This is a genomic window from Acidobacteriota bacterium (assembly GCA_016713675.1).
Classification (GTDB): Bacteria; Acidobacteriota; Blastocatellia; order Pyrinomonadales; family Pyrinomonadaceae; genus OLB17.
This window is the reverse complement of the sequence record JADJOS010000005.1, coordinates 14769-40529: the sequence shown is the minus strand read 5'-3', so window position 1 is coordinate 40529 and position 25761 is coordinate 14769. Positions and strand designations below refer to the sequence as shown.

Annotated in this window: 30 protein-coding genes; 11 read left to right on the top strand and 19 right to left on the bottom strand. The window is 49.0% G+C overall.

Annotated features, from left to right (window positions below; translation table 11 throughout):
• Positions 1-15: 15 nt before the first annotated feature.
• The 8 genes from IPK01_16995 to IPK01_16960 all read right to left on the bottom strand — a co-directional run bounded on the left by IPK01_16995 (position 16) and on the right by IPK01_16960 (position 7014).
• Positions 16-846: a YwiC-like family protein gene (locus tag IPK01_16995; protein MBK7935129.1), complete on the bottom strand. Its 831-nt coding sequence runs from the start codon at positions 844-846 to the stop codon at positions 16-18.
• 11 nt (positions 847-857) lie between these two features.
• Positions 858-1586 carry an iron-sulfur cluster repair di-iron protein gene (gene ric / locus IPK01_16990; GenBank protein ID MBK7935128.1) on the bottom strand — a complete coding sequence of 243 codons (729 nt, stop codon included), beginning with the start codon at positions 1584-1586 and terminating at the stop codon, positions 858-860.
• A gap of 241 nt (positions 1587-1827) precedes the next feature.
• The gene (locus IPK01_16985; GenBank protein ID MBK7935127.1) at positions 1828-2550 is read right to left on the bottom strand and encodes an ABC transporter ATP-binding protein; all 723 of its coding nucleotides are present in this window, start codon (positions 2548-2550) and stop codon (positions 1828-1830) included.
• A 44-nt stretch (positions 2551-2594) separates the two neighbouring features.
• On the bottom strand, positions 2595-3785 hold the full coding sequence (locus IPK01_16980; GenBank protein ID MBK7935126.1) for an ABC transporter permease: 1191 nt from the start codon (positions 3783-3785) through the stop codon (positions 2595-2597).
• Positions 3782-5191 (bottom strand): efflux RND transporter periplasmic adaptor subunit, encoded by a 1410-nt coding sequence (locus tag IPK01_16975; GenBank protein ID MBK7935125.1) that lies wholly within the window; start codon positions 5189-5191, stop codon positions 3782-3784. Before IPK01_16975 ends, IPK01_16980 begins: the two co-directional genes overlap by 4 nt.
• A gap of 76 nt (positions 5192-5267) precedes the next feature.
• Positions 5268-5669: a hypothetical protein gene (locus IPK01_16970; protein MBK7935124.1), complete on the bottom strand. Its 402-nt coding sequence runs from the start codon at positions 5667-5669 to the stop codon at positions 5268-5270.
• A 229-nt stretch (positions 5670-5898) separates the two neighbouring features.
• Positions 5899-6279 carry a hypothetical protein gene (locus IPK01_16965; protein MBK7935123.1) on the bottom strand — a complete coding sequence of 127 codons (381 nt, stop codon included), beginning with the start codon at positions 6277-6279 and terminating at the stop codon, positions 5899-5901.
• A gap of 90 nt (positions 6280-6369) precedes the next feature.
• A complete protein-coding gene (locus IPK01_16960; GenBank protein MBK7935122.1) occupies positions 6370-7014 on the bottom strand; it encodes a Crp/Fnr family transcriptional regulator in 645 nt (214 codons plus the stop codon).
• Between the two features lie 427 nt (positions 7015-7441).
• On the opposite strand from IPK01_16960, the gene IPK01_16955 reads away from it, so the two are divergent.
• From IPK01_16955 to IPK01_16910, 10 genes are all read left to right on the top strand, one after another.
• Entirely contained in the window at positions 7442-8530 is a 1089-nt protein-coding gene (locus IPK01_16955) for an MFS transporter (GenBank protein ID MBK7935121.1), read from the top strand.
• Positions 8531-8536: 6 nt separating this feature from the next.
• Positions 8537-10768 carry a nitrate reductase gene (locus tag IPK01_16950; protein MBK7935120.1) on the top strand — a complete coding sequence of 744 codons (2232 nt, stop codon included), beginning with the start codon at positions 8537-8539 and terminating at the stop codon, positions 10766-10768.
• A 3-nt stretch (positions 10769-10771) separates the two neighbouring features.
• A complete protein-coding gene (locus IPK01_16945; GenBank protein MBK7935119.1) occupies positions 10772-11422 on the top strand; it encodes a 4Fe-4S dicluster domain-containing protein in 651 nt (216 codons plus the stop codon).
• Entirely contained in the window at positions 11412-11999 is a 588-nt protein-coding gene (locus IPK01_16940) for a Rieske 2Fe-2S domain-containing protein (GenBank protein MBK7935118.1), read from the top strand. The genes IPK01_16945 and IPK01_16940 overlap by 11 nt, the downstream gene beginning before the upstream one ends.
• Positions 11989-12240: a hypothetical protein gene (locus IPK01_16935; protein MBK7935117.1), complete on the top strand. Its 252-nt coding sequence runs from the start codon at positions 11989-11991 to the stop codon at positions 12238-12240. Before IPK01_16940 ends, IPK01_16935 begins: the two co-directional genes overlap by 11 nt.
• Positions 12236-12694 carry a cytochrome c nitrite reductase small subunit gene (gene nrfH, locus IPK01_16930; protein MBK7935116.1) on the top strand — a complete coding sequence of 153 codons (459 nt, stop codon included), beginning with the start codon at positions 12236-12238 and terminating at the stop codon, positions 12692-12694. The genes IPK01_16935 and nrfH overlap by 5 nt, the downstream gene beginning before the upstream one ends.
• Before the next feature lie 36 nt (positions 12695-12730).
• Complete coding sequence (locus IPK01_16925; protein ID MBK7935115.1) at positions 12731-14167, top strand: ammonia-forming cytochrome c nitrite reductase subunit c552; 1437 nt, start codon at positions 12731-12733, stop codon at positions 14165-14167.
• A gap of 122 nt (positions 14168-14289) precedes the next feature.
• The gene (locus tag IPK01_16920; protein ID MBK7935114.1) at positions 14290-15777 is read left to right on the top strand and encodes an MFS transporter; all 1488 of its coding nucleotides are present in this window, start codon (positions 14290-14292) and stop codon (positions 15775-15777) included.
• An 11-nt stretch (positions 15778-15788) separates the two neighbouring features.
• Positions 15789-17132 carry a NarK/NasA family nitrate transporter gene (locus tag IPK01_16915; protein MBK7935113.1) on the top strand — a complete coding sequence of 448 codons (1344 nt, stop codon included), beginning with the start codon at positions 15789-15791 and terminating at the stop codon, positions 17130-17132.
• Between the two features lie 102 nt (positions 17133-17234).
• Entirely contained in the window at positions 17235-17876 is a 642-nt protein-coding gene (locus tag IPK01_16910) for a molybdenum cofactor guanylyltransferase (protein MBK7935112.1), read from the top strand.
• Between the two features lie 107 nt (positions 17877-17983).
• On the opposite strand, the gene IPK01_16905 is transcribed toward IPK01_16910, so the two are convergent.
• From IPK01_16905 to IPK01_16880, 6 genes are all read right to left on the bottom strand, one after another.
• Positions 17984-18373 (bottom strand): VOC family protein, encoded by a 390-nt coding sequence (locus IPK01_16905; GenBank protein ID MBK7935111.1) that lies wholly within the window; start codon positions 18371-18373, stop codon positions 17984-17986.
• 145 nt (positions 18374-18518) lie between these two features.
• Positions 18519-19169, bottom strand: a complete 651-nt coding sequence (locus IPK01_16900) for a methyltransferase domain-containing protein (GenBank protein MBK7935110.1) — start codon at positions 19167-19169, stop codon at positions 18519-18521.
• Positions 19170-19187: 18 nt separating this feature from the next.
• Positions 19188-19601 carry a hypothetical protein gene (locus tag IPK01_16895; GenBank protein ID MBK7935109.1) on the bottom strand — a complete coding sequence of 138 codons (414 nt, stop codon included), beginning with the start codon at positions 19599-19601 and terminating at the stop codon, positions 19188-19190.
• Between the two features lie 14 nt (positions 19602-19615).
• Positions 19616-19837, bottom strand: a complete 222-nt coding sequence (locus IPK01_16890) for a hypothetical protein (protein ID MBK7935108.1) — start codon at positions 19835-19837, stop codon at positions 19616-19618.
• On the bottom strand, positions 19834-20352 hold the full coding sequence (locus IPK01_16885) for a sigma-70 family RNA polymerase sigma factor (protein ID MBK7935107.1): 519 nt from the start codon (positions 20350-20352) through the stop codon (positions 19834-19836). The genes IPK01_16890 and IPK01_16885 overlap by 4 nt, the downstream gene beginning before the upstream one ends.
• 374 nt (positions 20353-20726) lie before the next feature.
• A complete protein-coding gene (locus IPK01_16880; protein MBK7935106.1) occupies positions 20727-21794 on the bottom strand; it encodes a site-specific integrase in 1068 nt (355 codons plus the stop codon).
• Between the two features lie 809 nt (positions 21795-22603).
• On the opposite strand from IPK01_16880, the gene IPK01_16875 reads away from it, so the two are divergent.
• Complete coding sequence (locus IPK01_16875) at positions 22604-23212, top strand: cation transporter (GenBank protein MBK7935105.1); 609 nt, start codon at positions 22604-22606, stop codon at positions 23210-23212.
• An 8-nt stretch (positions 23213-23220) separates the two neighbouring features.
• On the opposite strand, the gene IPK01_16870 is transcribed toward IPK01_16875, so the two are convergent.
• The 5 genes from IPK01_16870 to IPK01_16850 all read right to left on the bottom strand — a co-directional run bounded on the left by IPK01_16870 (position 23221) and on the right by IPK01_16850 (position 25724).
• Positions 23221-23550: a YnfA family protein gene (locus tag IPK01_16870; protein MBK7935104.1), complete on the bottom strand. Its 330-nt coding sequence runs from the start codon at positions 23548-23550 to the stop codon at positions 23221-23223.
• 4 nt (positions 23551-23554) lie between these two features.
• Positions 23555-23863: a hypothetical protein gene (locus IPK01_16865; GenBank protein MBK7935103.1), complete on the bottom strand. Its 309-nt coding sequence runs from the start codon at positions 23861-23863 to the stop codon at positions 23555-23557.
• Positions 23853-24218 (bottom strand): DUF3703 domain-containing protein, encoded by a 366-nt coding sequence (locus tag IPK01_16860; GenBank protein ID MBK7935102.1) that lies wholly within the window; start codon positions 24216-24218, stop codon positions 23853-23855. Before IPK01_16860 ends, IPK01_16865 begins: the two co-directional genes overlap by 11 nt.
• Before the next feature lie 156 nt (positions 24219-24374).
• On the bottom strand, positions 24375-25271 hold the full coding sequence (locus tag IPK01_16855) for a cation transporter (GenBank protein ID MBK7935101.1): 897 nt from the start codon (positions 25269-25271) through the stop codon (positions 24375-24377).
• A gap of 12 nt (positions 25272-25283) precedes the next feature.
• Entirely contained in the window at positions 25284-25724 is a 441-nt protein-coding gene (locus IPK01_16850; GenBank protein MBK7935100.1) for a hypothetical protein, read from the bottom strand.
• Positions 25725-25761 lie beyond the last annotated feature (37 nt).

Below are 25761 nucleotides of genomic sequence, written 5' to 3'. Positions count from 1 at the left end.
CAATGTAGCTATTTATCAGAAGCCGGAATAATGTCCGATCACGACCGATAATACAACCAGCACCCCGTAAATGATCTCCCAAACGCCGATCTGCATCGCTTTCATTTTACTCCGACCCGCTGATAGCCCGGCTATAGCTCGATAGGCCAATACCGACATAGCCATAATCGTCAAAAACGAACTAAGGCCGTAGAAAGCTAACATTGATACTAGAAGAAGAGCCGTGACATGGGCGAGTGTCGGGATAATCCGGGAGTACCGGTTACCTTTTTCCAGACGAAGTCGCTCGCGAACATACAGGATAGAGGCAATTGACCTTGACGCAAAGATCGCCCATAGAGCGGCGGCGTTTACCAACGGCATATTAGCTGCCAGTCCGATCGCCGCGATCGAAGCCGACATAACGATAGCTCCCGTCAATTCAGGTATCAACTTGCGGCTTTGTCTAGAGGCATCAATGTATATCTGAAAAATAGCGAGCGGCAAGACCCAGATAAATGGGAGTAGCGACTGGACGCCAACCGAAAGGAGCGTACCAGCAAGTCCAATGGAGAATATCGCACCGTAGCAGAGCAAAAATCGAAAGGCCAGGCTCGCACGCTCCCTGTTCCGCATGCCAAAGCGGTCCGCGATCAGGACCTTTAACGGTTGCCGTGTGAGAAACGCACCGATAGTAAGACAGGCGATCCAAGGAGCTCCGGTTGAAAACGCGATCGCCAGACCGGCAATTAGGGGTTCGAGCAAAAATACCCATCCACCGTGTTCGACCGGAAGAGCGACTTGCCGCACTCGAACAACTCTAATTGGTGCTGTTATCGGTGCGGCAGTCGACATACTTTGGTTCATTCCGAGCGAACTTAGGCTCGAGCCTTTTGTTCGAGTTCGATAGCACGTGGAAAGAGCAGGTTGTTCTCAAGGTGAATATGCTGGTGCAGATCACGCTCAAATTCCCCGAGCCTGTGATAAAGAGCGGTGAAACTCGGGCACGCCTCCGCCGGCAAAGTGTAGTCATTCGTAACTCGACGCATTTTAACAAGTAGTTCCCCGACTTCTTCATGCTCGATGTTCATCATATTTACCGGATGCTGAACCGTTCCGAATGGCGGAAACGCAACGTTCAGATGATTCGAATAACTATGCTCCAGTTTTTGTATGTATGGGAAAAGAACCATTTCTTCCTTCACCATGTGAGGATCCAGATCATCACAGAGTGCCTGAAAAAACTCTTTTAACTCAAGGAGATACGGATTGTGATCGCCGTGACGGCTAGCGACCTTGGCCATCAACGGTGTCAAATGGCTCATTTCGTCGCGTGTATAGACGTGATGTTTATCCAAAATATGATCGACGAGATCGCTCAAGTCCATTTTGGAGAACGATTCTTGATCACTATTTGTTGATCCACCCAGGACGCCATCGATCTTCTCTTTGACTATTTCCGGACTCGCCCCGACGTTTCGACAGGCGTCATCGAACGGCGTGTCTCCATGACAACAATAGTCGATCTTGAATTCCTCAAAGACGCGGGTCGTCAACGGCATCTCAAGTGCTATTTCGCGTACTGTCTTACCTTGAACACTGATCATTAATTAATCCTCCAAATGTATACTCCAGCATAATTGTCGCCTATGTTTACAGGGGGAAATATGATCTCGGTCATGTTCCAAAACTCATTGAGTGGGGCATGGGGCGTCGCCTTTGGGGGTGGGGGTATCGGTCAGACTGGCCTTCACTCGCCGTCTGACACGACCCTAAAAGAAACGCCGTTTGTTATATTGGACAATCCCCAACTCACAGCCATCAATAATTCTTCAATTTTCGGCAAAATCATTCCATCGCCGAATGTCCGTTCTTTTCTTTAGAATTCAAATGTTCAACCGTAAGAATTCCATCGTTCAAGTGATAAATGCGGTCGAAGCCTTTAACCATGCGCTCGTCATGAGTTACGACAATGACTGCTGCTCGTTTCTCGTGTCCGAGTTGCCGTAATAAATCCATAACGGCTTTGCCTCTTTCGGAATCAAGTGCGGCGGTTGGCTCATCGGCGAGAATCACTACCGGGTCGTTGACGACGGCACGGGCAACCGCTACTCGCTGTTGTTCACCACCGGAAAGCGTGGCTGGGTAAATATCTGCCCGATGAGCTAAATCAAGTCTTTCCAATAATGCTCTGGCGCGTTTTAGAGCTTCTCGATTTGAAACGCCGTTGAGGGTTAAGACAAGAGCAACATTTTGGACAACCGTTAGAAACGGAATCAGATTGTAGGATTGAAAAATGATTCCCATTCGCTGTCGCCGCAGCAATCGATCATCAATCAACACTTTCTTTTCTTCGAAAATCGTCTCTCCGGCAATTTCGATTTTTCCGCTGGTTGGTGGATCAATCAGCGAAACAGCCCGTAAAAGTGTGGTCTTTCCTGATCCGCTCGGTCCCATTAAGGCGACCACTTCACCTGCTTCAACATCCAAACTCGCATCTTTGAGAGCGATAACCTCCGTATCACCTTCCCCGAAAATCTTGGTTAAATTTTGAGCCGAAACCTGCTGCATTATTCTCCAACAAGCCCGAAAAGTCTGAAATTTGCGTGAGTATTTTACCCCGCCATGGCCGTCGTCGCGTCAATACTCAGAGCTTTGTGTATGCCAATCCCACTGGCCGCGATACAAATACCAATTACGATTCCAAAAACCATTATTTGATCGCTGACCAGCAACACGAGACGACGCGGAAAATACTCGTAAGTCAAACTAATAATTATGGTTCCGAATACAAATCCAAGAAATCCCAAAATCAATGATTGCTGCAAAATCAAACCGACTATTTTTGAGTTTGGGGCCCCGATAATTTTCAGGGTTGCAATATCTCTGGTTTTCTCAAGTGTCATCGTGTAAATGATGAGGGCGATGATCACAGCCGCCACGACCAAGAGAATTATGCGGAATAGAAGGATTTGTTGTCTCGCTCTTTCGATTACATTTTTTGCTAAAAAATCTTCTTGCTGCTGGGTTGTCAAAACATTGTAATGCGTCCAGCGTGCTATATTTTTTGCCACTTCTTCGGCATTTGCCCAGGATTCCAGCCGAACCAAAATAACATTGGCGATATGTGAACTTTGGAGTAACGAAGAAAGATTCTCGGCAGAAACACCGGCAAGTTTGGGATTTTCTGACAAATCTGCTTGCAGACGTGCCCGGTCGTTACGAATCGCTTCATTGGATTTAAGAAACTGAAGTTCCTGTGCGTCTTCAAGCGTGATAAAAGCGGCTGAATCTCCCGAATTTGAAACAACGCCTTCCGTCAATCCGACAACCTCTAAAGTTATTCGTCCGAATTTGAATTGAGTTCCAAGCGAAACACCGGCTTTGCGGTCAACTACCATCTCATATCGGTTCTTCAGAATTGGTCGCCCCGCAGCGATTGCGGGAGGACCGCCGAGACCACCCAAACGATAACCGATGACCTGAAGCCGCAGGATTTTCTCCTGATGTTCGATCTGCAACAATTGATAAGCAACAGGACTAGCTTCGCTCACACCCGAAACCGTGAGGATATTGCGATAGAGATCTTCGGGAACCCGAGAACTTTCCGCAAATGGACCATTGGTATCTTTTTGCACGACCCATAAATCAACTTTTGGGGCACGAACAATGCTCAAAGCATCCTCGACCATACCGGCGTAAATTCCATTCATTGCCATTACGGTTGTGAGCAGCAAACCGAGACCTACAGCAGTTAAAATAAACCGACCCAACCGATATTCAACATCATGGAGTGCGAGGTTCATTGTTTCACCTGCGGCTCTTCTTTACTTTCTTCGGCAGCGCTTGAAACTCGCCGACCTTCATTGCTCAAATCGGATAATTTACCCGGCGAAACGACAACCTTATCTCCACTATCAAGTCCTGAAATCACTTCCGCCCAGCCGCTTGCATCAACCATTCCAGTTTGTATTTTTCTAAACTGCAAACGATTTTCAATCACCAGCCAAACGCCGATTCCTTCTTTTGAGCGAATCAATGCAGATGCGGGAATAACCTTCAAAGTCCTTGTTTTTGGTCGAATTATTGCTTCTAGCTGTTCGCCAAGCCTGATATGTTCGGGTATTCGCTCAAACGAAATATCAACGGCAATTTGTTCGGTTACGCGATCACTTTCACGCTGAATCCGTGTTACTCTTCCCTGTACATTCCCCGTCTGCATCGAACGCAAAGTAATTTCGGCAAGATCACCAACTTCAAAAGAGTTTGAATTGCTTTCATCAATAAAAACAGTCGCCCAAATTGTTGTTGGGTCGGCAATTTTGAGTATCGGGGTTCCGGGATTTACTACTGCACCGGGTTCTAGTTCACGACTGACCACATATCCGCTTATTTGACTGACGATCACACCTTCAGATTTCCGCGCATCTGCTGATGCAAGTGCAGCTTCGGCAACACTTATATCTTGCTCAATTACTTTCAACCCGGTTCTTAGCGTTGCGACATCGTCATTTGCAACTTTCAGTTGGGCTTGAGCCTGCTTAACATCTTCGCCGACTGTATTGATTTGAGCCTCGATGTTTTTCACATCTTCCAATGCTGTATTTCGTTGAGCTTCGGCATTTTTTACATCATCGTCAGCGGCTTTCTGCTGCGTCAGACGTTCTTCCAATTCCATTTTTGAAACATCGCCGGATTGATAAAGTTTTTGCCACCGATTAGCGTTGTTTTGTGCTTGTAAGCGAAGAGTGCGCAATTTTGAAATGGTTGAATCGAATGAGGTTACGGCAGATTTCGCCCGACGCAAAGACGCTCTTGGAACTTCCCTATTAGTCATTATTCGTTGAACAGATGCTCGCTGAACTTCAACGGCGGATAGCGCCCGTTGAATCTCCGCCCGACGAACTTCCGCAGTTGACCTTGAACGCTGCAATGTGGATTCGGCACGCTCCATTTCAGCCCGTAATTCAGAATCTTCGAGCGTCGCTAAAACCTGTCCATTTGAGACCGTATCGCCTTGATCCACGTCAATTGAAATTAATCGCCCAGGTATTTTCGAAGCAATATTTACAACGATTTTTGATTCAACCGTTCCAATGCCTTGAATCGATGGCGTGAGTCTCCTCTCCGATATTTCTGTAACCGTAACTTGTGGCGGGCGCAGCCAAAACCACAAAAGCCCCCCGGCCAGAGCCAAAAATCCTACTGCCAAAAGGACTCTCAAGAACGATTTTGTGTATCCGCCTTTCATTAACTGCTCATCGTTTCCAGTAAGCTCTTTCGAAAAATCACTTCTCCTTGAATTTGGTCAATAATACGGAAACTTTTGATAAAGCTCTTATTTCGTGAACGACATTTGGTTCGATCGTAACCAACACACCTACTTTTAGTTCAACCTCTTCCTTTTCCTCGCCGACAATTAATAGGCCTTTTCCCGCAACACATTGAATCGTAATCGGTTCGGCGGCTTTATGAGCATCCAAAATGGCTTTATTGCGTAGCGTGATTTGGACGATTTTTCGGCGATCACCATCAAAAAGCGGCGTAACCTCTTTATCTTTGCCGTCGCCGATTTTAGTTTGTAAATTCAACTTTTGCATATTTCTTTCCTGACTATTGACATTAAAACCGATGAACGTAATCATCAGAGCAACTCCTAAAACTACAGTTAAAAACAAAATTCTCTTCATTTTTGACAAACCCCCAACCTGCCTCCGAAACTTTATTAAGATTCAGACAGTTGAAAAATACTCGATTAGCCGATCAGATCATTTCCATCTGGTTGAAATCCGAAACCGCGCGCAAAGCGGGCAAAAACTAATCAAACTCATCAGTAAAAACGCAATTCGGTCAATCGCCGGGCCGCAATGGTCGGACCGGGAAAATCCGTTGTTACCTCAGATGGTCGTATCATGCGGCTTAGCACGCGGCGTCGCCCTTGGGGTGAGGGTAGCGGTCAGACTGGTCTTCGTCGTTGTGGGCATTTAGACAAACAAAGTCCTTTTCGATCAATATTCTGAGTTCGGTTTGTTCGTCCGCAAGAAACGTTCCGGCAAGGCTAACCTCGTCGGAGTTGGCCCAGCTATTGGCGTCGGAGGCAGGTACGCGAACCACGATTATTCCGTCCGCAAAAGAGGCCGAAAAATTACTGTTGGGCGTCTTTTCGAGCAAGTAACCAAAGTCGTTTTTTCCTAGCCCAAACCGCACGTTGTCCCCGATGGTTCCTGTTTGATCAAAAGTCTCGACTTCGGAACGGGCCAACCGAAAACGAAGAGTGTTTTCTCTAATTCGAAGTTTCATGATCCATCCTCAACGCAAGTCTTAGAATAAGGAACGTAACACGAAGCACGGTCGCCGAAATATGATCCAGATCACTTTTTTTGCATATGGCTAACGGATAAGAGTGCGAAGATGCTCAGTCGTTTCGACGAATATTCTTCCGCCGACTATTTTCAGATATCCCTTTTCCGCGAGTTTTCGGATAGTCCGGATCGTGGTCTCGAGCGAAAGCCCTGCCATCTCAGCTATATCTTGCCGTCGATGGGTGATCTTCTTAACTTCGCCCGCATTCATTTCACCCGTAAGCCTCAAAATAATGCTCGCAACACGCTGCTCGGCGGATGGCGTGGCCAAAATCTGAACGGTATCGGCACGGTCACGGAGAATGCCACACATTCGGTTAAGCACCAGGGAAGAAAATTCGGACGATGATTCCATTAAAGCAAGAAACTCACCCCGCGGGACCATTAGAAGCGAGCTGTTCTCGATTGCAACGGCTGTTGCGGGAAATCGCTTTCCGTCCATCGCCGGCGGAATTGCGAATATCTCGCCAGCCTGAAACGTGCCAATGATGATCTCCTTACCCGCCTCAGGATAGCGAACCATTTTGATCTTTCCAGCCAATATGATCGGCAAAAATGTGGCCGGATCACCCTCGAAAAAAACGTGCTCGCCGCCACCGAACGAACGTCTGCGTCCAATAGCAAAGAGACCTTCTGTTAGTTCGGCACTAAAATGGTCGGATATTTGACTCATGAACGTATGAAGCCCCCCAGCGATTCCCAAAACAATAGTTACATTTCATGAGCCAAATCATAAATCGAACGGCCGGAATTTGATATTTAATAAGGGAGCACGAGGGGACTCACATGAAGTATTTTCTCCGTACACTTTTACTAACAGGAAATTCGACTGTGATCTATCCCGTTTACGAAGGGCCTTCTACTCATTCTTACATACTCGTTCTTACATTACTCGCTATCGATCCGGATCTTCTTTGACCGCGAGTTTTCACGCTGCCGATCCGCATAAATACGCGCACTGGTATTTTCGCCTGTAACGTTTCGAATATATGATAACTATCTAAGCCCAAGGAATTGCTCATTAGTTGTACGCACCATATTCTCTTTTAGGTTGGCACTCATTTTGCAGACGACAGATGGTTGCCCTAAAGAAAAAACGAATGCCCATCGAGATCACCAAGCCAGCTACTTCGATTAATTATCGCAACCCGACCTTGATCGGGCTCGGGGCATCAATGGCTCTGACGGCACTTGTTATTGTCGGTTCGCGAAATCTTGAGCATTTCGATTCGGCGCTATTCGGATATCTGATCGCAAGTATCGTCGCGATCGGTGCGATTTTTTTCCGCTATGCACTTTGGCTTCAGCGTCCGGCGACGCGAGCATATTTTTCTAGAGGGTTGAAGCTATTTTTCCAGCGAAAGAAATTTGCACGCAACACGCTTGACGCTACAAAAACGGTTGGCATAAACATGCTCGCCCAGAAGTTTATCTTCAAACGGGCCAAATCAAGATGGCTGATGCATTTTCTGATCATGTGGGGCTGTATTTTGTCAGCGGCCATCACCTTCCCGCTGGTATGGGGCTGGATACACTTCAAACTTGAGAGCGAAACAGGCTACAAGGCCTACGTATTCGGCTTTCCAATGCAATCGATGGACGTCCACAGCGTGCTGGCATTTTTCACGTTCAAGGCCCTTAATTTTACAGCTCTCATGGTGCTGGCGGGCTGCGCAATTGCGATCCATCGCCGATTAAAAGACCGTGGAGCAATTGCCGTTCAGCAATTTCTTTTGGATTTTGTTCCCCATCTTTTATTGATCGCTATCTGTGTTTCGGGACTAATGCTAACGGCATCCAGCACGTATTTCGGTGGGTACATGTACTCGTTCATCGCTCTTACGCATCAAGCGATAGTGATAATGACTCTTTTCTTCCTACCGTTTGGGAAGCTGTTTCATATCGTACAGCGTCCAGCATCGATCGGTGTGGAACTTTATCAGCAACGAGCAAAAGAGATGGAGCAGGCGAAATGCCTGCGGTGCGGCGTAGAATTTGCGTCCGTGATGTGGCTCGGCGATCTGAAGAGCGTCGTCGAAAAAGTAGGGTTTGACTACACAATGGAAAATGGTGAGAAGTTGCAGGATTATTGTCCGCGTTGCAAACGTGTAATGCGGGGCCTTGCATACTCCGTCCTAATGGATCGCCCCGATAAGGTCTTTCACGGCTCACGCGCCGACAGCGAATAGCAAATAATGTCTAAAGTTGAGAATCTCGCAAGTATCATTGATCGTTTCGGCCCTCATTTGCACGATGAGCCGATAGGCGGTTGGCGCGCCGAACGAAAAGTCGACAAGATGGTGCCCACCCACTGTCCGTATTGCGGAATGCAGTGTGGCATGAATCTGCTGGTTGAAAAGAATCATGTTGTCGGCGTAGAACCGCGTTACGATTTTCCGGTTAACGAAGGCCGTCTGTGTCCCAAGGGAGTGACTGCGTATCTACAGACACATCATCCAGATCGGCTGGAATATCCGCTGATAAAACGAAACGGCAATTTCGAGCGAGCGAGCTGGGACGAGGCTCTAGATCTGATCGTGTCGAAATTTAAGGGACTGCAGGAAAAATACGGCAAGGATTCGATCGCTGTTTATTCAGGCTCGTCACTGACGACCGAAAAGACCTATCTCGTAGGTAAATTCGCCCGCCTCGGATTGCAGACCAGGTACATTGACTACAACGGACGACTTTGCATGGCATCTGCCGCGGGCGGTAACAATAAAGCGTTCGGCATTGACCGGGCGGCAAACCCGTGGAGCGACATTCCTCATGCCGAGGTCTTGATCATCGCCGGAGCAAACTGTGCCGAAACGTTTCCGATCCTTAATGGATTTTTGTGGAAACAGCGTGACAACGGTGGTGTGTGGATAGTCATCGATCCGCGTGAGACGCCAACCGCTCGTCAGGGCGATCTACATTTACAGCTCAAGCCAGGGACGGATGTCGCAGTCGCGAACGGCATTTTGAATGTCCTCATAAATGAGAACCTCATCGATCAGGCATTTATCGACAGCCGCACTAATGACTGGGAAGCGGCCAGGGCGGCGGCATTGAATTATCCACCCGATGTCGCTTCAGAGATCTCCGGTGTCCCGGCGGAGAAGATCATTCAGGCCGCTCGCCTCTACGGTCGTGCAAAGACCGGAATGATCATGCATGCCCGCGGCATCGAGCATCACTCGAACGGGACGGAGAACGTGCTAAGTTATATCAATATCGCACTTGCGACCGGTAAGATCGGCTCGGAAGGCCGCGGCTACGGCACGATCACCGGTCAGGGCAACGGCCAGGGCGGCCGTGAGCATGGACAGAAGGCCGACCAACTTCCGGGCTATCGGTCCATGCTTAATCCTGAACATCGGAAGTACATTGCCGAAGTCTGGGGCATCGACGAATCTGAAATGCCTGAACCTGGCGTATCCGCCGTCGAGCTGTTTAACAAAATGCGGGAAGGCGAAATCAAAGGCCTTCTCTCGATATGCAGCAACATGATGGTCTCGCTGCCGGATACCAATCAGGTGCGGAAGTCGCTCGAGGGACTCGAATTTAACGTCTGCATCGATTTCTTTTTGTCCGAAAGTGCCCGTTATGCCGACGTTGTCCTGCCCGGTACAACATGGTCCGAAGACGAAGGCACGACTACCAGCGGCGAGGGCCGCGTGATTAAGATCAATCAAGCGATAGACCCGCCCGGTGAGGCTCGCCACGATTGGCGCGCCCTCCAGGAGATCGCTCATAGGATGGGTCGCGGAAAGTACTTTCAATTTGAGTCTCCTCGGGAGATATTTGACGAGCTCCGAGTCGCTTCCAAGGGTGGGAAGGCAGATTATTTCGGGGTCACTTACGAAAAGATCGACAAACAGGACGGGGTGTTCTGGCCGTGTCCAACCGAGGAAAGCATGGGGACGCCGCGTCTTTTCGAGGAACGTTTCGCTCACGATGACGGCAAGGCAAGATTTCACGCGATCGAGTACAAAGGGGCTGCGGAAAAGCCCGATGAGGAGTACCCGCTCATCTTTACCAGCGGTCGTATAGTCCATCAGTATTTATCGGGTAACCAGACCCGGCGTATCGGCTTTCTTGTTCAGCAGTGTCCGGAGCCATTCGTTGAGATGCATCCTGAAACCGCAATGAGATACAAGATCAACGATGGCGAGCGGGTCAAGGTGATCTCGCGTCGCGGTGAAGGTATATTCCCCGCTCTGGTAGTAAAAACCATCAGGCCCGATACGATCTTTATCCCGTATCACTGGGGCGAGGAACTCGCGGCAAATCAGATAACCAACGCAGCACTCGACCCGACCTCGAAAATACCGGAATTCAAAGCATGTGCTGCTCGTCTAGAGAAAATACACACGAGAGAATTGCCGATACTGGGCGAGGTGCGAAAGGGAACGTCGCAAAATGAAGTGCAGAAAGGAAAATAGAGCATGAATGAAACGATGTTTATCGACCCGCAGCGATGCATAGGATGTAGGTCCTGTGTAGCCGCATGCCGCGAGTGCTCGACACACAAGGGCTACTCGATGATCTTTGTCGACTATATCGACCGCAGCGAGACGACCGCTACCATGCCCACCATATGTATGCACTGCGAAGAGCCGACTTGTGCGCTGGTCTGCCCCGCGGACGCGATCAAACAAAATGAAGATGGCGTGGTCATGTCTGCACTGAAGCCACGATGCCTCGATTGCCGCAATTGTGTGAACGCGTGCCCTTTCGGTGTGCCGAAATACAATTCCGCGATGCATCTGCAGATGAAATGCGACATGTGCTACGACCGAACGAGCGAGGGTCTCAAGCCAATGTGCGCAAGCGTCTGTCCGACAGGAGCAATTTCGTTCGGTACTTATGAACAGATCGTTCCGCTTCGTAGAACTAAGCCCGTCAATGCTCACGTTTTTGGCAATCAAAGCGTTAAGACAAAAGTCTACATGATGCTGCCGACTGATGCTGATGAGGTAAGCGTCGACGGGTGCGGCGTTTTCGAGGGACAGATAGCGCTTGACGGAGCTAACGTAAGCGAAGAATCGTGGATAGATACTCAAGTGGAGGAATCCAATAAGAGCAATGAATTCTAAAGCATTCCATCAAGATACGATCAATAAGATACTGGCCGCGGATAATGAAATATCGGATGAAGTAAATGTCCGCACAGCGTCGGCTCCGTTTCAGGCCGAGTTCCCTTACGAACGAGACAGCGAAGCTCAGGTCACAAGGCGGGAGTTCTGCAACTTTCTCTTTTTGACGTCGAGTGCACTGTTTTTGGGCGCGGCTGGATTTGCAGGGAAATCTGCGTATGATGCCCGATCGCCAAGAACCTTTACGCCAGCGAAGATCGATGGTGCAATGAGCATCGAACCCGGATCAGCCTTGAATTTCGCGTACCCCTCGGAGGAAGATACCGCGATCCTGATACGCGACACCGACGGCACCTATGCTGCCTTTGGGCAGAAATGCACGCATCTGTCTTGCCCGGTCTACTATTCACAAGCAAACGACCGTCTCGAATGCCCGTGTCACAATGGTGGTTTCAGCTCCAAGACAGGCGAGGTATTGTATGGCCCGCCGCCGCGTCCGCTCGACAGAATTGAGCTTGAGACGATCAATGGTGAAATTTTTGCAGTTAAAAGAGAGGTGCGTGGCAATGAAGGATAACGCCAAGCCGAGAAGACCCCAGAGCCGCGGACTTGCCGCCGTTTGGCAGGCCCGGCTCGCGATGCTTGTAATGATCAACGTGGCTCAGCTCTGGATCCTATCGGCAGCGGTCGAGGCGGCTCTTGCTCAGTCGTATGGGCAGTTGGCACCGCTCGTTATTGCATCGGGAATATGCTGGCTGATCGCTCTGAGCATCTTTCTGTGGTGGCGCCCCGCCGGCGAAGGAGGTAAACGCTATTAACCTTCAATTCTTAAAACTAGCCGTTTTAGGCATCGCGGTAGGCGGAGCACTTGCGATCGGGGTTTACACCTTTGTGTACGCCAAGGGATATTCGTATCTTTCGAACGACCCTGGAAACTGCGCTAATTGCCACATCATGAATGAACAATTTGATGGTTGGCAGAAGGGTAGCCATAAGAACGTCGCGACCTGTAATGATTGTCACACGCCCCACGATACCGTTGGTAAATATATGACCAAAGCCTCGAACGGCTTTTGGCATTCCTATTATTTCACCACCAATACTTTTCATGAACCGATTCAGTTGACCGAGCGAAGCCGGCAGATCACCGAAGAATCCTGTCGGCACTGTCATCAGAATATGGTTGATGCAATAACAGTTTCATTAGATAAAAAGCATACGGATGAGGTGTCTTGTCTCAGGTGCCATCGTTCAGTGGGGCACTTACATTAAAAAATTGGCTCAGTTGTAATACTAGGAGAAGGTAGCATGGAAAACGAAGAAAACACGGTGTCTAAAAAAGCACCGGCCAAATCGAGGTTGTACGGAGGAAAGGTCGTGGTATCGGTCGCGTTTCTAGCGTTTGCCGCGGCCATTCTTGGCCTTGGGCTTCTAACAAATATTCTTGAGCGGAAAAATGAGGCTAAGAACCCTTTTTTTCGTGTGGTTGAATTGACCGACGATACGACCGACCCAGAGGTCTGGGGTAAGAATTTTCCTCTCCAGTATGATGGTTACAAAAAGACCGTCGATCAGGTACGAACTCGTTTTGGCGGCAGTGAGGCGGTTCACAAAACGCCAAAGGACTCTGACCCGCGATCGATGGTAGCCCAGTCGCGTCTGGAAGAGGACCCTCGATTAAAAACGATGTGGGATGGCTATGCTTTTGCTGTCGACTTTCGGGAAGAGCGGGGCCACGCTTTCATGCTGGAAGACCAGATGTTTACTGAAAGGCAGAATGTTGTTAAACAGCCTGGTAGTTGTATTAATTGTCACGCCTCCGCGTACGCTGCTTACAAGAAACTCGGAGGTGGCGACATCGTAGCTGGGTTTCAAGCACTCAACAAACTGCCGTATTTTGAAGCAAAGAAAGAAATTTCACACCCGGTTGCTTGTATAGACTGCCACGATTCACAAACGATGGCATTACGAATTACCAGGCCCGCATTCATGGACGGGATAAAAGCGTATAAGGCGTCTCAAGGGATCCAAAATTATGATGTAAATCGTGATGCAACTCGGCAGGAAATGCGGAGCTACGTCTGCGGTCAGTTCCACGTAGAATACTATTTCAAGGGAGCCGATAAGCAGTTGACCTATCCTTGGGAAAAGGGGCTAAAAGTCGAAAACATTATGGCCTACTATGATGAGGTAAAACACAAAGATTGGTCACACAAGCAAACTGGAGCCGAAGTTCTGAAAGCTCAACACCCTGAATTTGAGATGTTCAACCAGGGAATTCACTCAAGGGCAGGTGTTTCCTGTGCCGATTGTCACATGCCGTATAAACGTGAAGGGGCAATGAAAATCAGCGACCATCATGTTCGGAGCCCGCTCCTGAACATTAGCCAGAGCTGCCAAACTTGTCACAGTACGAGCGAAGCGGAGCTCAAATTCCGGGCCGAGGCGATCCAGGAACGCACTTTCAATATGCGAAACATTGCCATGGACGCTCTTGTGCAGCTCATTGACGATCTTAGGAAAGCGAAGGAAAGGGGCGCCACAGACGAAGACCTCGCAGCGGCACGAGACTTTCAGCGGAAAGCACAGTTTTATCTTGATTTTGTCGAGGCCGAAAACTCAATGGGTTTTCACGCTCCAGCCGAGGCGGTAAGGATCTTAGGCGAATCTGTGAAATTTACACGCCAAGGGCAACTGTCGCTTAAAAATGGAAAAACCCTGCTCGCTACAGCTGCCGCGCACTGATTTCTTCATACGATACCGAGAGTGGTTTAGAGACGTTCTAAGGGACAAAGAAGGGACACGGTATTAGACCATTACCTTTGTGCGGCGATTTGTCCGCATTCTCTGCGAAGTTCTTTGCGATTATGGAAACGAGCACGCCTCCTGGGGCAATCCGGATACTGATATTAAATACACTCGCGTTCACCGTATGTTTTTCGGCGTGGATGTTAAACGGCGTTCTTGTTACTTTTCTTTCGGTAAACCAGGTCTACAAATGGACCGCCTCTGAGATCGGTTGGCTGATGGGAATACCGGTTCTTGCAGGCTCTATTTTTCGTCTGCCTGCGGGTATGCTAACCGACAAGTTTGGTGGCAAACCAGTAATGACGGCGACCTTGCTCCTCTGTGCGGTCCCAATGTTTCTTCTTTCAAAGGTCGATTCATTCACTGGTTTCGCTCTGTGTAGTTTCGGATTTGGGCTTGTCGGTGTAAGTTTTTCGATCGGCATTGCCTACACATCGGTTTGGTTCCCGAGATCAAAACAAGGATTTGCTCTCGGTATCTTCGGAGCCGGAAATGCCGGTTCGGCCATCACCACTCTTGTAGCTCCAACATTACTCAACACGTTTACGGCAAACGGTTCGGACATCGATGCCTGGCGCAGACTGCCAATAGTCTATGCCGCGGTCCTTGCGGTTACGGGCGTAATATTCTTTCTGGCGACGACAAATAAGAAGCCGCTGTGGGTAGCGAAGACTTTTGCCGAACAACTCGCCCCTCTCAAGAATATTCGCGTGTGGCGATTCGGACTGTACTATTTTCTTGTTTTTGGCTGCTTTGTCGCTTTTTCGCAATGGCTCGTCCCCTATTTTGTAAACGTCTATTATTTGCCGTTGGTTACAGCCGGTTTGCTGGCCGCACTATTCAGCTTTCCCTCAGGTGTTATCAGGGCGTTCGGCGGCTGGCTGAGCGATCGTTTTGGCGGTCGAAAAGTGATGTATGGCGTCCTCGGCCTGTCGTTACTACTATCCGCTCTGTTGATAATTCCCAAAATGGAAATATCGTCACCGGGCAAGGGGGTCGTAGCCGAACGTGATGGCGTTGTAACAGGTGTCGACGCTGATTCTGTCACTGTGGACGGCAAAAGATATCAGGTCAATGCCAAGAAGGAAACGGGCTCGATCGAACAAGACCAAATGCTTATCTTCCCTACAAAAGAGATATGGCAGGAACCCGTTGTACAGATCGGACAGGAAGTAAAACGAAAAGAACTGCTGGCGAAAGGGACCACCAAGATCTTTTTTCAGGCCAATGTGTGGATATTCGCCGGGATCGTGATGTTTCTGGGTATTGTCTGGGGCGTCGGCAAGGCTGCTGTATACAAACACATACCTGAATATTTTCCCGAGGAAGTTGGCGTCGTTGGCGGAATGGTTGGAGTTCTGGGCGGCCTTGGCGGTTTCGTAAGCCCAATCATCTTTGGCTATTTACTTGATGAAACCGGCCTTTGGACTAGTTCGTGGATGATGATGCTCGTTCTTTCAGCGATCTGTTTGGTCTGGATGCATCGCGTGATTCAGAAAATGATGCACGAGCAGCAGCCGGATCTGATGAAGAAGATTGAGGATTAAGGAAGTACTTTATGTCAGCCTGGTTAGAAAAATGGACCCCCGAAGATGCTGATTTTTGGGAAACAACCGGAAGCAAGATCGCCTGGCGTACACTGATCGTCACAACGACAACGCTAACGCTTTCATTCGCGACGTGGTTTATGATGAGCGCGATCGTCGTCAAACTGCCCGGGATCGGCTTTAAATTTTCCACCTCACAGCTCTTCTGGCTCGCAGCGATGCCGGGTCTTGCCGGCGGAACGCTGCGAATGATCCATACGTTTTTACTGCCTATCTTCGGCACGCGAAAGATCATAACCATCGCCACATTTCTCAAACTGATCCCATGCATCGGACTAGGTTTGGCAATAATGAATCCGGAGACTCCGTTCTGGTTATTTATGGTTTTGGCATTTTCTGCCGGGTTTGGAGGCGGCGACTTTTCGTCCTACATGCCCAGCACGAGCGTGTTCTTTCCAAAGCGATTGCAGGGTACGGCATTGGGCATTCAGGCTGGAATTGGCAACTTTGGCGTAAGTCTCGCTCAATTCGCGACACCCATGATCATCACTTTTGCGATGATCGGTGGTTCGCAGACGATCCAAACGATCGATCCAAATACGAAGGCAGTCACGGGATCAAATTCGATATGGCTGCAGAATGCAGCATTCTGGTACGTTCCCCTACTGATCATCATGGGCATCTTGGCCTGGCTGTTGTTGCGGAGCGTGCCCATTAAGGCGTCGTTCACCGAACAGCTAGATATCTTCAAAGACAAACACACCTGGTTTTGCACAGTCACTTACCTCATGACCTTCGGAGGTTTCTCCGGTCTCGCCGCAGCGTTCCCCTTGCTCATCAAAATTCTATATGGAGGCTTTCCTAACCCGCCGGATCCGCTCAAGTATGCATTTTGGGGACCTCTAATTGGATCTGCCAGTCGCGTCCTATTTGGGTTTGTAGCGGACAAGGTCGGCGGAGCGATCTTGACGACGATCTGTGGACTCGCACTAATTACAGGGACGATCACAATGATCGCGTTGGGTCTATTTGCACCGACATCGGTTGATCAGTTCGGACTATTTGTGACGCTTATGCTGACCCTCTTTTTCTTTACGGGAATGGGCAATGCCGCAACATTTCGCCAATTTCCGATCATTTTCGGACACAATCCGCGACAGGCTGCGGGCGTTATAGGTTGGACGGCAGCCGTCGCTGCTTACGGCCCATTCCTATTCTCGATGTTGATCAGCACAGTACTTTCGGCGACCGGAACCGTCGATCTATTCTTTATAGGCCTAACTGTATTTTTTGTAGTTGCCACCTTTATTAATTGGTGGTTTTACAACCGAAAAAACTGCGAGAGGCCGAGCTAAGCTTTGCTAATTTTACGGAAGTCTCTCTTGAGGCTGGTACTCCCGCCCATTCCTTAGCAGTAATAGAAGACGAGGAGACACTTTTAGAATACTTTTGAGGCAATGAGATTGATCGATGGATTTGTTTTGGCAGGCGGACAAAGCCGGCGGATGGGGCAAAACAAGACGGCACTGTTGCTCGGCGGCAAGACGCTTATCGATCGTGCGGCCGATGCATTGTTTCCCGTTGCAAACACAGTTTACGCGGTCGGTAATTTAACCCACCAAATTACTTCGCTTCCGATAATTCAAGATCATCCCATTATGGGAGATACCCGCGGAGCGATCGTGGGGTTATATACAGCGCTTGTGAACGCTAAGACCGAGTGGGTAGCCGTACTTGCGTGCGACCTGCCATTTGTCACTGGCGAATTGATGACTCGGATGGTAGACATTATGCGGCACGGCGCGGAGTTGCAAATGAACGATGTCGATGCCGTCTTCGCCGAACAGCCAGATGGACGCATTCAGCCACTTTGTGGGCTGTATCGTCGAGATAGGTGCCTGCCCGAGATTGAGAAAATGTTGTCAGATGGTGAATGGCGATTGCAGCAATTGGGGGTGCGACTCAAGACACGGGTAATTGGGTTTTCCGAGATCAAGGATATTCAAGGCGCCGAATTCTTGTTCTTTAACATGAACACACCCGAGGAATATCGATTAGCAGTCGAAATTGAAAAGAGATGCGACTCCAGTCCGTTTTAAGGCAGCCAATTCGCTAGGCCCCATAATCCAGGTTGTATGCGATCATGTTCCTTTCCCTTTTCATACACAATCCCTATTTGCTTATGCATGATTAGAAATTCTTTACCTCACATCTCCGGTTTCGTGGGCGACGCGAACGCTAAAATGTATCCGTCAGCATCAAGACTGTATGCAACCAACTCACCCCAGTCTCTAGGTGCCAGCGGGCTGAGTTCCTGGGCTCCGGCAAGGAGAGAGCGCTCGTGAAATGCGGCCGGATCATCCACCACTAAATAGATCTCGCCACGCAGAACGTCGGGCATTGAAGACGGATCGCCGATGCGACCTAACAGCCGTATAATCCCTTCCGACGGCATAAGGCCGAGAATCGTTTGTTCTCCAATCGAAAACTCCGTCATTCCAGGCACATCAAGAATAGGATCTTTCCCAAGAACCGTCGAATAGAATGCTGCACTATGCTTCTGGTCGGATACGTATAAGATGAAATGCACCTTCATTTTCCTCTAAACCTCGTGAAACTTAATTTCAGTACAACTTGCTGGCGGCGTTTTGCCAGAGTAAAGGGAGGCATCGCTCGCGTTTGCAACCGGATCTGATAGCTTGGACTCGTGGCCCCCTAAGTAAAGTAGTTGTACAGCCTACTTACCTTTTCTTGACGAAAGCTCCAGAAACGAGAAACATCAAACCGAAGAACAATTCTCTAATTTCAATCCCGTCAACATACTTCGACAAGATCTGCCACGGCTCAGCGTTCGGTCTCGGCGTTGTTTTGAATGAGAGGTTGTGAAGCGTCTTCAATATCGGATTGAGGAGGTTTCCTGAGCGAGCACTCGAAGCTTTAGCTCCGAAAGCTACGACCCGCGCGCCATCCTTCAAGTGTAGCAAAATATTTTCCAACGCCCCTTCTAATGCATAGACATCAGGAGCCGCAAACATAACAAGACCATCGAATTCACCCGTCAAATTTGCGTCTTGCGCCGCAGCGACGATCACTTCTACATTATCCCAGTGGTTTGCCGCAATACGCCTCCGTGCGAGTTCGCTGTGCTTGGGGCTGATATCGACACCGACGACTTGGCCGGAGGGCCCAACCGCGTCAACAAGAAATGGAAAACTGCCTCCCGGACCGCAACCAACATCCAAAACACGGTCCCCTTCTTTGAGATTCAGGAGTTCGACAGCCTTTCGACGGACAGGCTTAATGAACGAGAAATCGAAGTTCGGGAATGGTTTCGTCAACTCAATCAGCAAGCGGCCATAAAGCGGCGTTAGTTCTTTGTCTTGTTTTTCCATCGAAACGACCTCTCTTGTTCAGTCAATCCCCAGAATTGCGTTAAAGAAAGAGACCACATGTCTCCAAACGAGGTAGAAAACGATCACCAAAACTGGGAAGCCGAAAGGAAACGCGCTCGCTACGACCGACGGGATTTCAACGTCAGTGAGCTTAGCTATTCCAAATGCTGTCATTGCCTGTACAAACGTAAGAAGTGCCCCATGAAGACCGATAGACAAATACCGATTTCTTCGCAATCGTACGTAAGCCATATTCCAAATGCCCCATAGATTTGGAACTATCGCCAAAGGAAAAACTATCAATCGCTCAATCGGGATAAGTTCGCTGTATTCGTGACGAGCAAACGTAAAAACAGTAACGAACAAAACAAGAAGAATCGTAGGGATAGTGATTCCTGCCATATATGCTCGAAGATAAGGATACGTTTTCATATGGATCTCCTGCGCTAGAGGTTGAACAGCAGCCCGGTAATCGCCTCCGGGACAAACAGGCAAAGAATCACGACAATGGCGACGAGGACGAAATCAAACCAGCGCACACGAATGCCCGAATCACTTAATTTTAGATGTACGCGAGGCCACAGATCTTGCGGTGGTTCCTGCTCGTCCATTGGAGCAATCGCGTTCCTAAGAAATTTGCTAAATTGTTCGTCATCAAGACGGTTCATGATTCTATACCTAGTTGTTTTAAGTGTTCGCGCAAAAGGCGTGTGGCCCGGAATAGACGCGACTTAACCGTTCCAACATGAATACTCAGCGCCTCCGCAATCTCTTCATACGGTCTTTCTTCAATCAGTGCCAACGTTGCAGCCACTCGAAGTTTCGGTGGCAATTGGCTGAATGCTTGTTGAATCCGTTCCCGCGTATCCCGTTGAATCGCAGCATCGGGCGGCGTTTCAAGTGACCGATTTTCCTGAAATTGAACCTCCGGTCGAACATGTTTCAAATGGTCAAGAGCAAGATTTGTTGCAATACGTCGCGCCCAAGCCCCGAAACTTCGCGTTGGATCGAATCTAGCGTGAGAGCGATAAAGACGCCAGAATGTTTCCATTGTGAGCTCCTCTGCAACTCTCGGATCTCGAACTATTCGGACGATCCAGCCATATACTTCTTTCTGGAACTGCCGGAATAGTATTTCAAAAGCATCGAGATCGCCATGTGTGAACTTCTCTAGCAATTCCATTTCTTCTATTAAACTTACTGCCTACGTCGCATTTTGGTTCACTTTACCGACCACATTTCTGAAACAAAATATTTTTTCCGAGTCCAGTCAGGTTTTCCTGAAATTTGAAGAAAAAATATACGGGTCCTTGCCCCTTCGGCAGACAGAAGAAGAGACGTTTTCGGAACTCACCGCTCCTAGATTATTCTACGGTCTTTTCTTGAGCGAATTCAGCAAGACGACGTAAAGTGGGCGCAACGATCGTGGGCAAGTCTTGTCCAGCAATCTGTTATGAACGAGATACGTCAAATAACGACCCCCGACCGCCACTTCCGACAGGGCTCGTTATAAATTCCAATCAGAAGCAATTTGAAGCGCCGTTTCTTGACGGGCTCTTAGTCTGCGGTATCGAGCCTTTTTACCGCTTCCAGCAAGAGTTTGTCATCAGTTTGAGCGTAGACCGTTGTGATGCTCATGTCAGAGTGCGCAAACAGATTCTGCACTATAAGCGGGTTCGTATTTCGCCGGATTAGCTCGCTGGCGAAATAGCTGCGAAGATCGTGGAAGTGATAGTTCTCTTCTCTCGTTCCGCCTTTTTTGTTTATCCCAGCGTTACGGAGTGCAGTTTGCCATCGTTTACGGAAGTCTTTTACCGGGAACGGCAACTGTTTTTCATCGATCATCGCTTTCAATATCTTAGTCGCAGTTGCATTAAGCGGAACTAAACGCGGCGGTCTTCCTTTCGATCCAATGACGAATACATGTTCGTTTTCAAAATCGATAACATCTTCCGTGATCGCGACAAGTTGTCCGCGACGTAATGGAAGATTCACTGCGAGGACTATCAGTCGATAAAGCAGTGTATCCTTCTCCAACTCCGTCCAAAGCGCTTCCTTTTGTTTCGGATTTAGCAACCGTCTTCGAGGGGGCGGTTCCGGTAGAGCCTTCACGTATTGCATCGGGTTGCGTTCCAGAATTCCCTCTTCACACGCTAAGCTGAAGATCTTCGACAACGTGGACATGATCCGGTTGATCGACGCCGATGAGAGTGCACTTTCTTTCTTCCGTTTGTTTTGGCGAGTCTGAAGTTTGGTCCGGCAGTTTCGACAGTCCTGAGGACTGATGCTGGACAAAGTTTGCTTCTTGAAGTGACCAAGTAGAAGCCTTATATAAAGTTCCTTAGCTCCTTTGTTGACGTTGTTCTGCTGGACATGGGGCCGATATGTCTCGTCGATGAACGAGGCAAGAGTCGTGGTGGTATCGGTAACGTTATAGCTATGATCAAAGGACGCTTTAATGATCTGCCTCTCAGCCAGCTCAGCTTCCTGTTTGGTCTTCGCTTCGGGAATACTCTGATGAATGACCTTCCCTTTCAGCCGCTTATAGATCCACCATCGGGCTTTCGAATAGTCGGGATGGGAGGATGAGACTCGCTTACCGTTGTATCTTTTGTAGACAGACATATTCTTCGTTAGTAGATTTGCTCTGGTCAGTAGTCGAGGGACGTGACAAACCGGTGCCTCTCGCGTAGCCTTTCGCAAGTTCTATTCCGCTGACTGTTAGCCGCTTATTTGCTCGGAATCGGAGTGAAAAGGTGGAATTTGGAACGCCGATGCAACAGTTGGTTTTTCCTCGCACCGTGGTTGGTGCGTCTGTTCACCAAAACGGCTCTAATTTGAGGTGCAGAAGGTTGGTTGCAAAATGGAGGCGCTTTTTCTGACGGGTGGTAGGCCGTAAATGCGGCAATCAGGGGGCTTAGCAACCCGCCCTCTCGTGGCTGTGGAGAAACTACGAAAAATGGGACTTTCGGATTTCTCCGAAAGCCCCATGTTTATTGGTCGGGACGGCGAGATTTGAACTCACGACCTCTCGCACCCCAAGCGATTTAGGTAGGTTTGTATAAATTGTCAAAACTGCTCAAAACCTCTTAGAATCAACAGCTTACGGCTACACGGATTCATCGTTAATTAGCCATGATCAGTAACGCTGCAACCAACCTGCAACCAAGTCACCTGATAGAATTCAAAGCATCCGTAGCGTGCTCAACTCAAAAAGGAACACCTTTCGCTTCGATTCTTTCAAAGAATAATATCATATCTTAGCGAGTGTCATCCGCTATTTTTTTCATAAAACGTATCAGCCATTGCGGTCCTCCAAGACTCTTCAGGGTCGGCCTTCGACACAGTTCTTTGAGGATGTTTGGAACCATTTTGAGCCGTCAACCCGCTGCTCTTATTGATAACATTTGGGCATTAACCTATTCTGAATTGTTATGGCTTGTTGTGAAGATGATTGTGCTGTAGACGCTTTGAGGGAGAAGCAGAGTTCGACGCTAAAGATCGTGCTTGGTATAAACGTCGCGATGTTTGCGGCGGGGATCGGTGCGGGTATTTATGCGGGTTCGAGCGCGTTGTTGTCGGATTCGCTGGACAATCTTGGCGATGCAATGACGTACGGGCTGAGCCTCTATGTTGTTTATAGATCATCTCAGGCTAAGGCTCAGGTCGCTTTGTTCAAAGGCGGTTTGATCCTTCTAGCGGCTCTCGTTGTGCTCGGACAGGTGATCTACAAGCTGATGGTTCCGACGGTTCCTATTTTTGAAATAATGGGCTTGGTTAGTTTGCTTGCCCTCGTCGGAAACTCCGTATGTCTCTATCTGCTCACTCGTCACAAGACGGACGATGTGAATATGAGTTCGGTGTGGGAATGTTCGCGTAACGATATTGCGTCGAATATCTCGGTCTTTGTCGCGGCGGGTGCGGTTTGGTTCTTTCAGTCGGGCTGGCCGGACATCATTATCGCCCTCGCATTGGTTTGCCTTTTCCTACGTTCGGCTTTCCGCGTATTCTCGAACGCAAACCGCGAACTGCGAACGGTGTAGTTGGCCGCTTAATTTCGCGGCCAGTACATGATTATGAAAACACCAATCAGGGCAACGGTGCCGCCGATCAGGTCGAAGCGGTCGGGAGCCGTTTTATCGACGCCCCAGCCCCAGAGAAGTGATAGAACAATAAAAACTCCGCCGTATGCGGCATACACCCGGCCAAAGTGCGCGGGCTGGAGCGTGGGGACGATTCCGTAAAGTACGAGAAGGACCGCTCCGAGCGCGGCGTACCAAATACTCTTACCTTCCCTCAGCCAAATCCACACCAAATATCCGCCCGCGATCTCACAAAGCCCGGCGACGATAAAGAACAGAATTGATTTCGTTGTTTCCATTGTCTCAGGGTAAAAAGTTCGACGCGATAAAGTCCTTGACGCCCACTTCGCCGGAAACCTCAAGGCGGATCTCCCCAAGACCGCGTGGAATTGTAAGGTTGAAGTCGAGAAACGGACAACACCGCCGTTCGAGAACGATGAATTCGTTAAGAGCGGCGAACGACGCGTCGTCGGACGGAAAAAGAAACGCGTAACCGTTCGTTGTCTCGATGACATCGATTACACTGGCTTTAAGCTGATCGAGCACGGTTCGTTCGCGTTCTCGAAACTCCGCGTCATTTAATGTGCAAGCTATGGGAATATCAGAATTCACGGTTGCCGCCTCCATCAATAATGCGCTGAAGGTCTGCGGGAACCGGCATTGATTTGAAAAACCACACATTGGCTCCGCCCGTATTGCCGGTTGGATAGATGCCGAAAGGCGTTTTGGTCGAGGCTCCGACGATACGGACGATCTGTCCCCAAATCTCGCGGGGCGAACGCTGCCTAACCGCAAGCTTGAACATTCGCCAGTGAATGCGCGTGTGCTGATAGGTCGAAGCCTGACCTAGAACGTGAGCGCGTTCGAGGTGATGAAAGGCTAAATTCAAGTCGCCGCTTTCAACAAGCGATTCAGCCAATGCTAACTCTTGAGAAATTGCGGTTGCCAAAACATGATCGGGTTTCATTTTGAACCTCCCTTCGAACGCCTCTCTGATCGCTTACCGATAAGAATACCTATTCCAATTAACATGGCAATAATCAGTAAACTCGCGCCTACGAAAATTATAAGTTGATGTTGAGTAAAAACATGAAAAAAGTCTGCTTCTTGTTCCATTGCATTCTTATATATGTGTCTCGTGACACGCAAAGCCCTCCCGTTCGGTTTGGGCGGTTACGTGTGCGATCTTAAATTCGCTCGTGCATGAATTGTGGACACGTTGCAGAACATCGTCGTGTTCGGCTCCGTCGGCAAGCACGGCGTGGACGCTCAAGGCATTTACGCCCGACGTAAGCGACCATACATGAAGGTCGTGAATCTCGGCAACGCCCTCGATCTTTGAAAGTTTGTCTCGCACGTTAGCTATGTTTACGTCAGACGGCGTACCTTCCAGCAAGACAGCGACTGCATCTTTTAGCAATGCCCATGTTCGCGGCAAGATAAACAAGCCGATTCCCGCCGAAATTAACGGATCGGCGTAATACCAGCCGGTCGTGAGCATGATTATTCCAGCGATTATCACACCGACAGACGTGAGCGTGTCCGAAAGAACCTCATAATATGCGCCTTTCATGTTCAGGCTTTCTTTGGAGCCGGAACGCAGAATAACCATACCGACAATATTGACCACCAACCCAATCGATGCGACGCCGATCATCGCCGCACTCTGCACCTCGGGCGGGTTCAGAAACCGCTGGTAGGCTTCGTAGAGAATATAAATTGAGATAAATATCAGGATGATGGCGTTCGTCATCGCCGCGAGTATTTCGACACGGTAATAGCCGTACGTCCTTTCCGGCGATGCTGGCTTTTCTGCGAACCATATTGCTAACAACGCTAGTCCAACGCCCGCAACATCCGTCAGCATATGCCCTGCATCCGCAAGCAATGCCAAACTGCCCGTCCAAAAACCGCCGATCACCTCGACGATCAAATAAAAGAACGTCAGGCAAAAGACGATCATTAGCGGTTTCTTATTCCGCCCTGCCGCCGATATTTCGTGTGTATGTCCGTGTCCCATAGTTTTTTTGCACTAATCGGTTCTATTAACCATCAGTTTCCACCGTCTCTGCCGATAGCGGTAGAACGCCTGCGCAAATAGACAAACAAGTGGCGTCAAGATTCCCGCCCTTATTTCAACTTTATCCGAATATTTACAGATGGTCTCTGACTCTATCTCGATCTTGATCAGATGGTTCCAGACTGAGATCAATCCGCCGCTTTCGCTCGTAGATAGTTCCATTCGATCATCATCGATCCGTTCAAACTTCAACGAATGCTTCCACAGAGGTATCAGGCCGAAAGCGTAAAGTCGGGTCGAGATCAATTGTCCCTGCTGCCAGATCACCGGAAAATCACCGGAACGAAAGCCAATGATTCCGCGTGTGACGAAGATCAGCGTCTGACTTCGTTTTACCAGTTGCCACGCCTCTCCAGCCGGAAGAGGCAAGTAACTCTCAACAAATATCGTCATACCTTAGATTGTTTAGCCAAAGAGCGACCTGCAAATC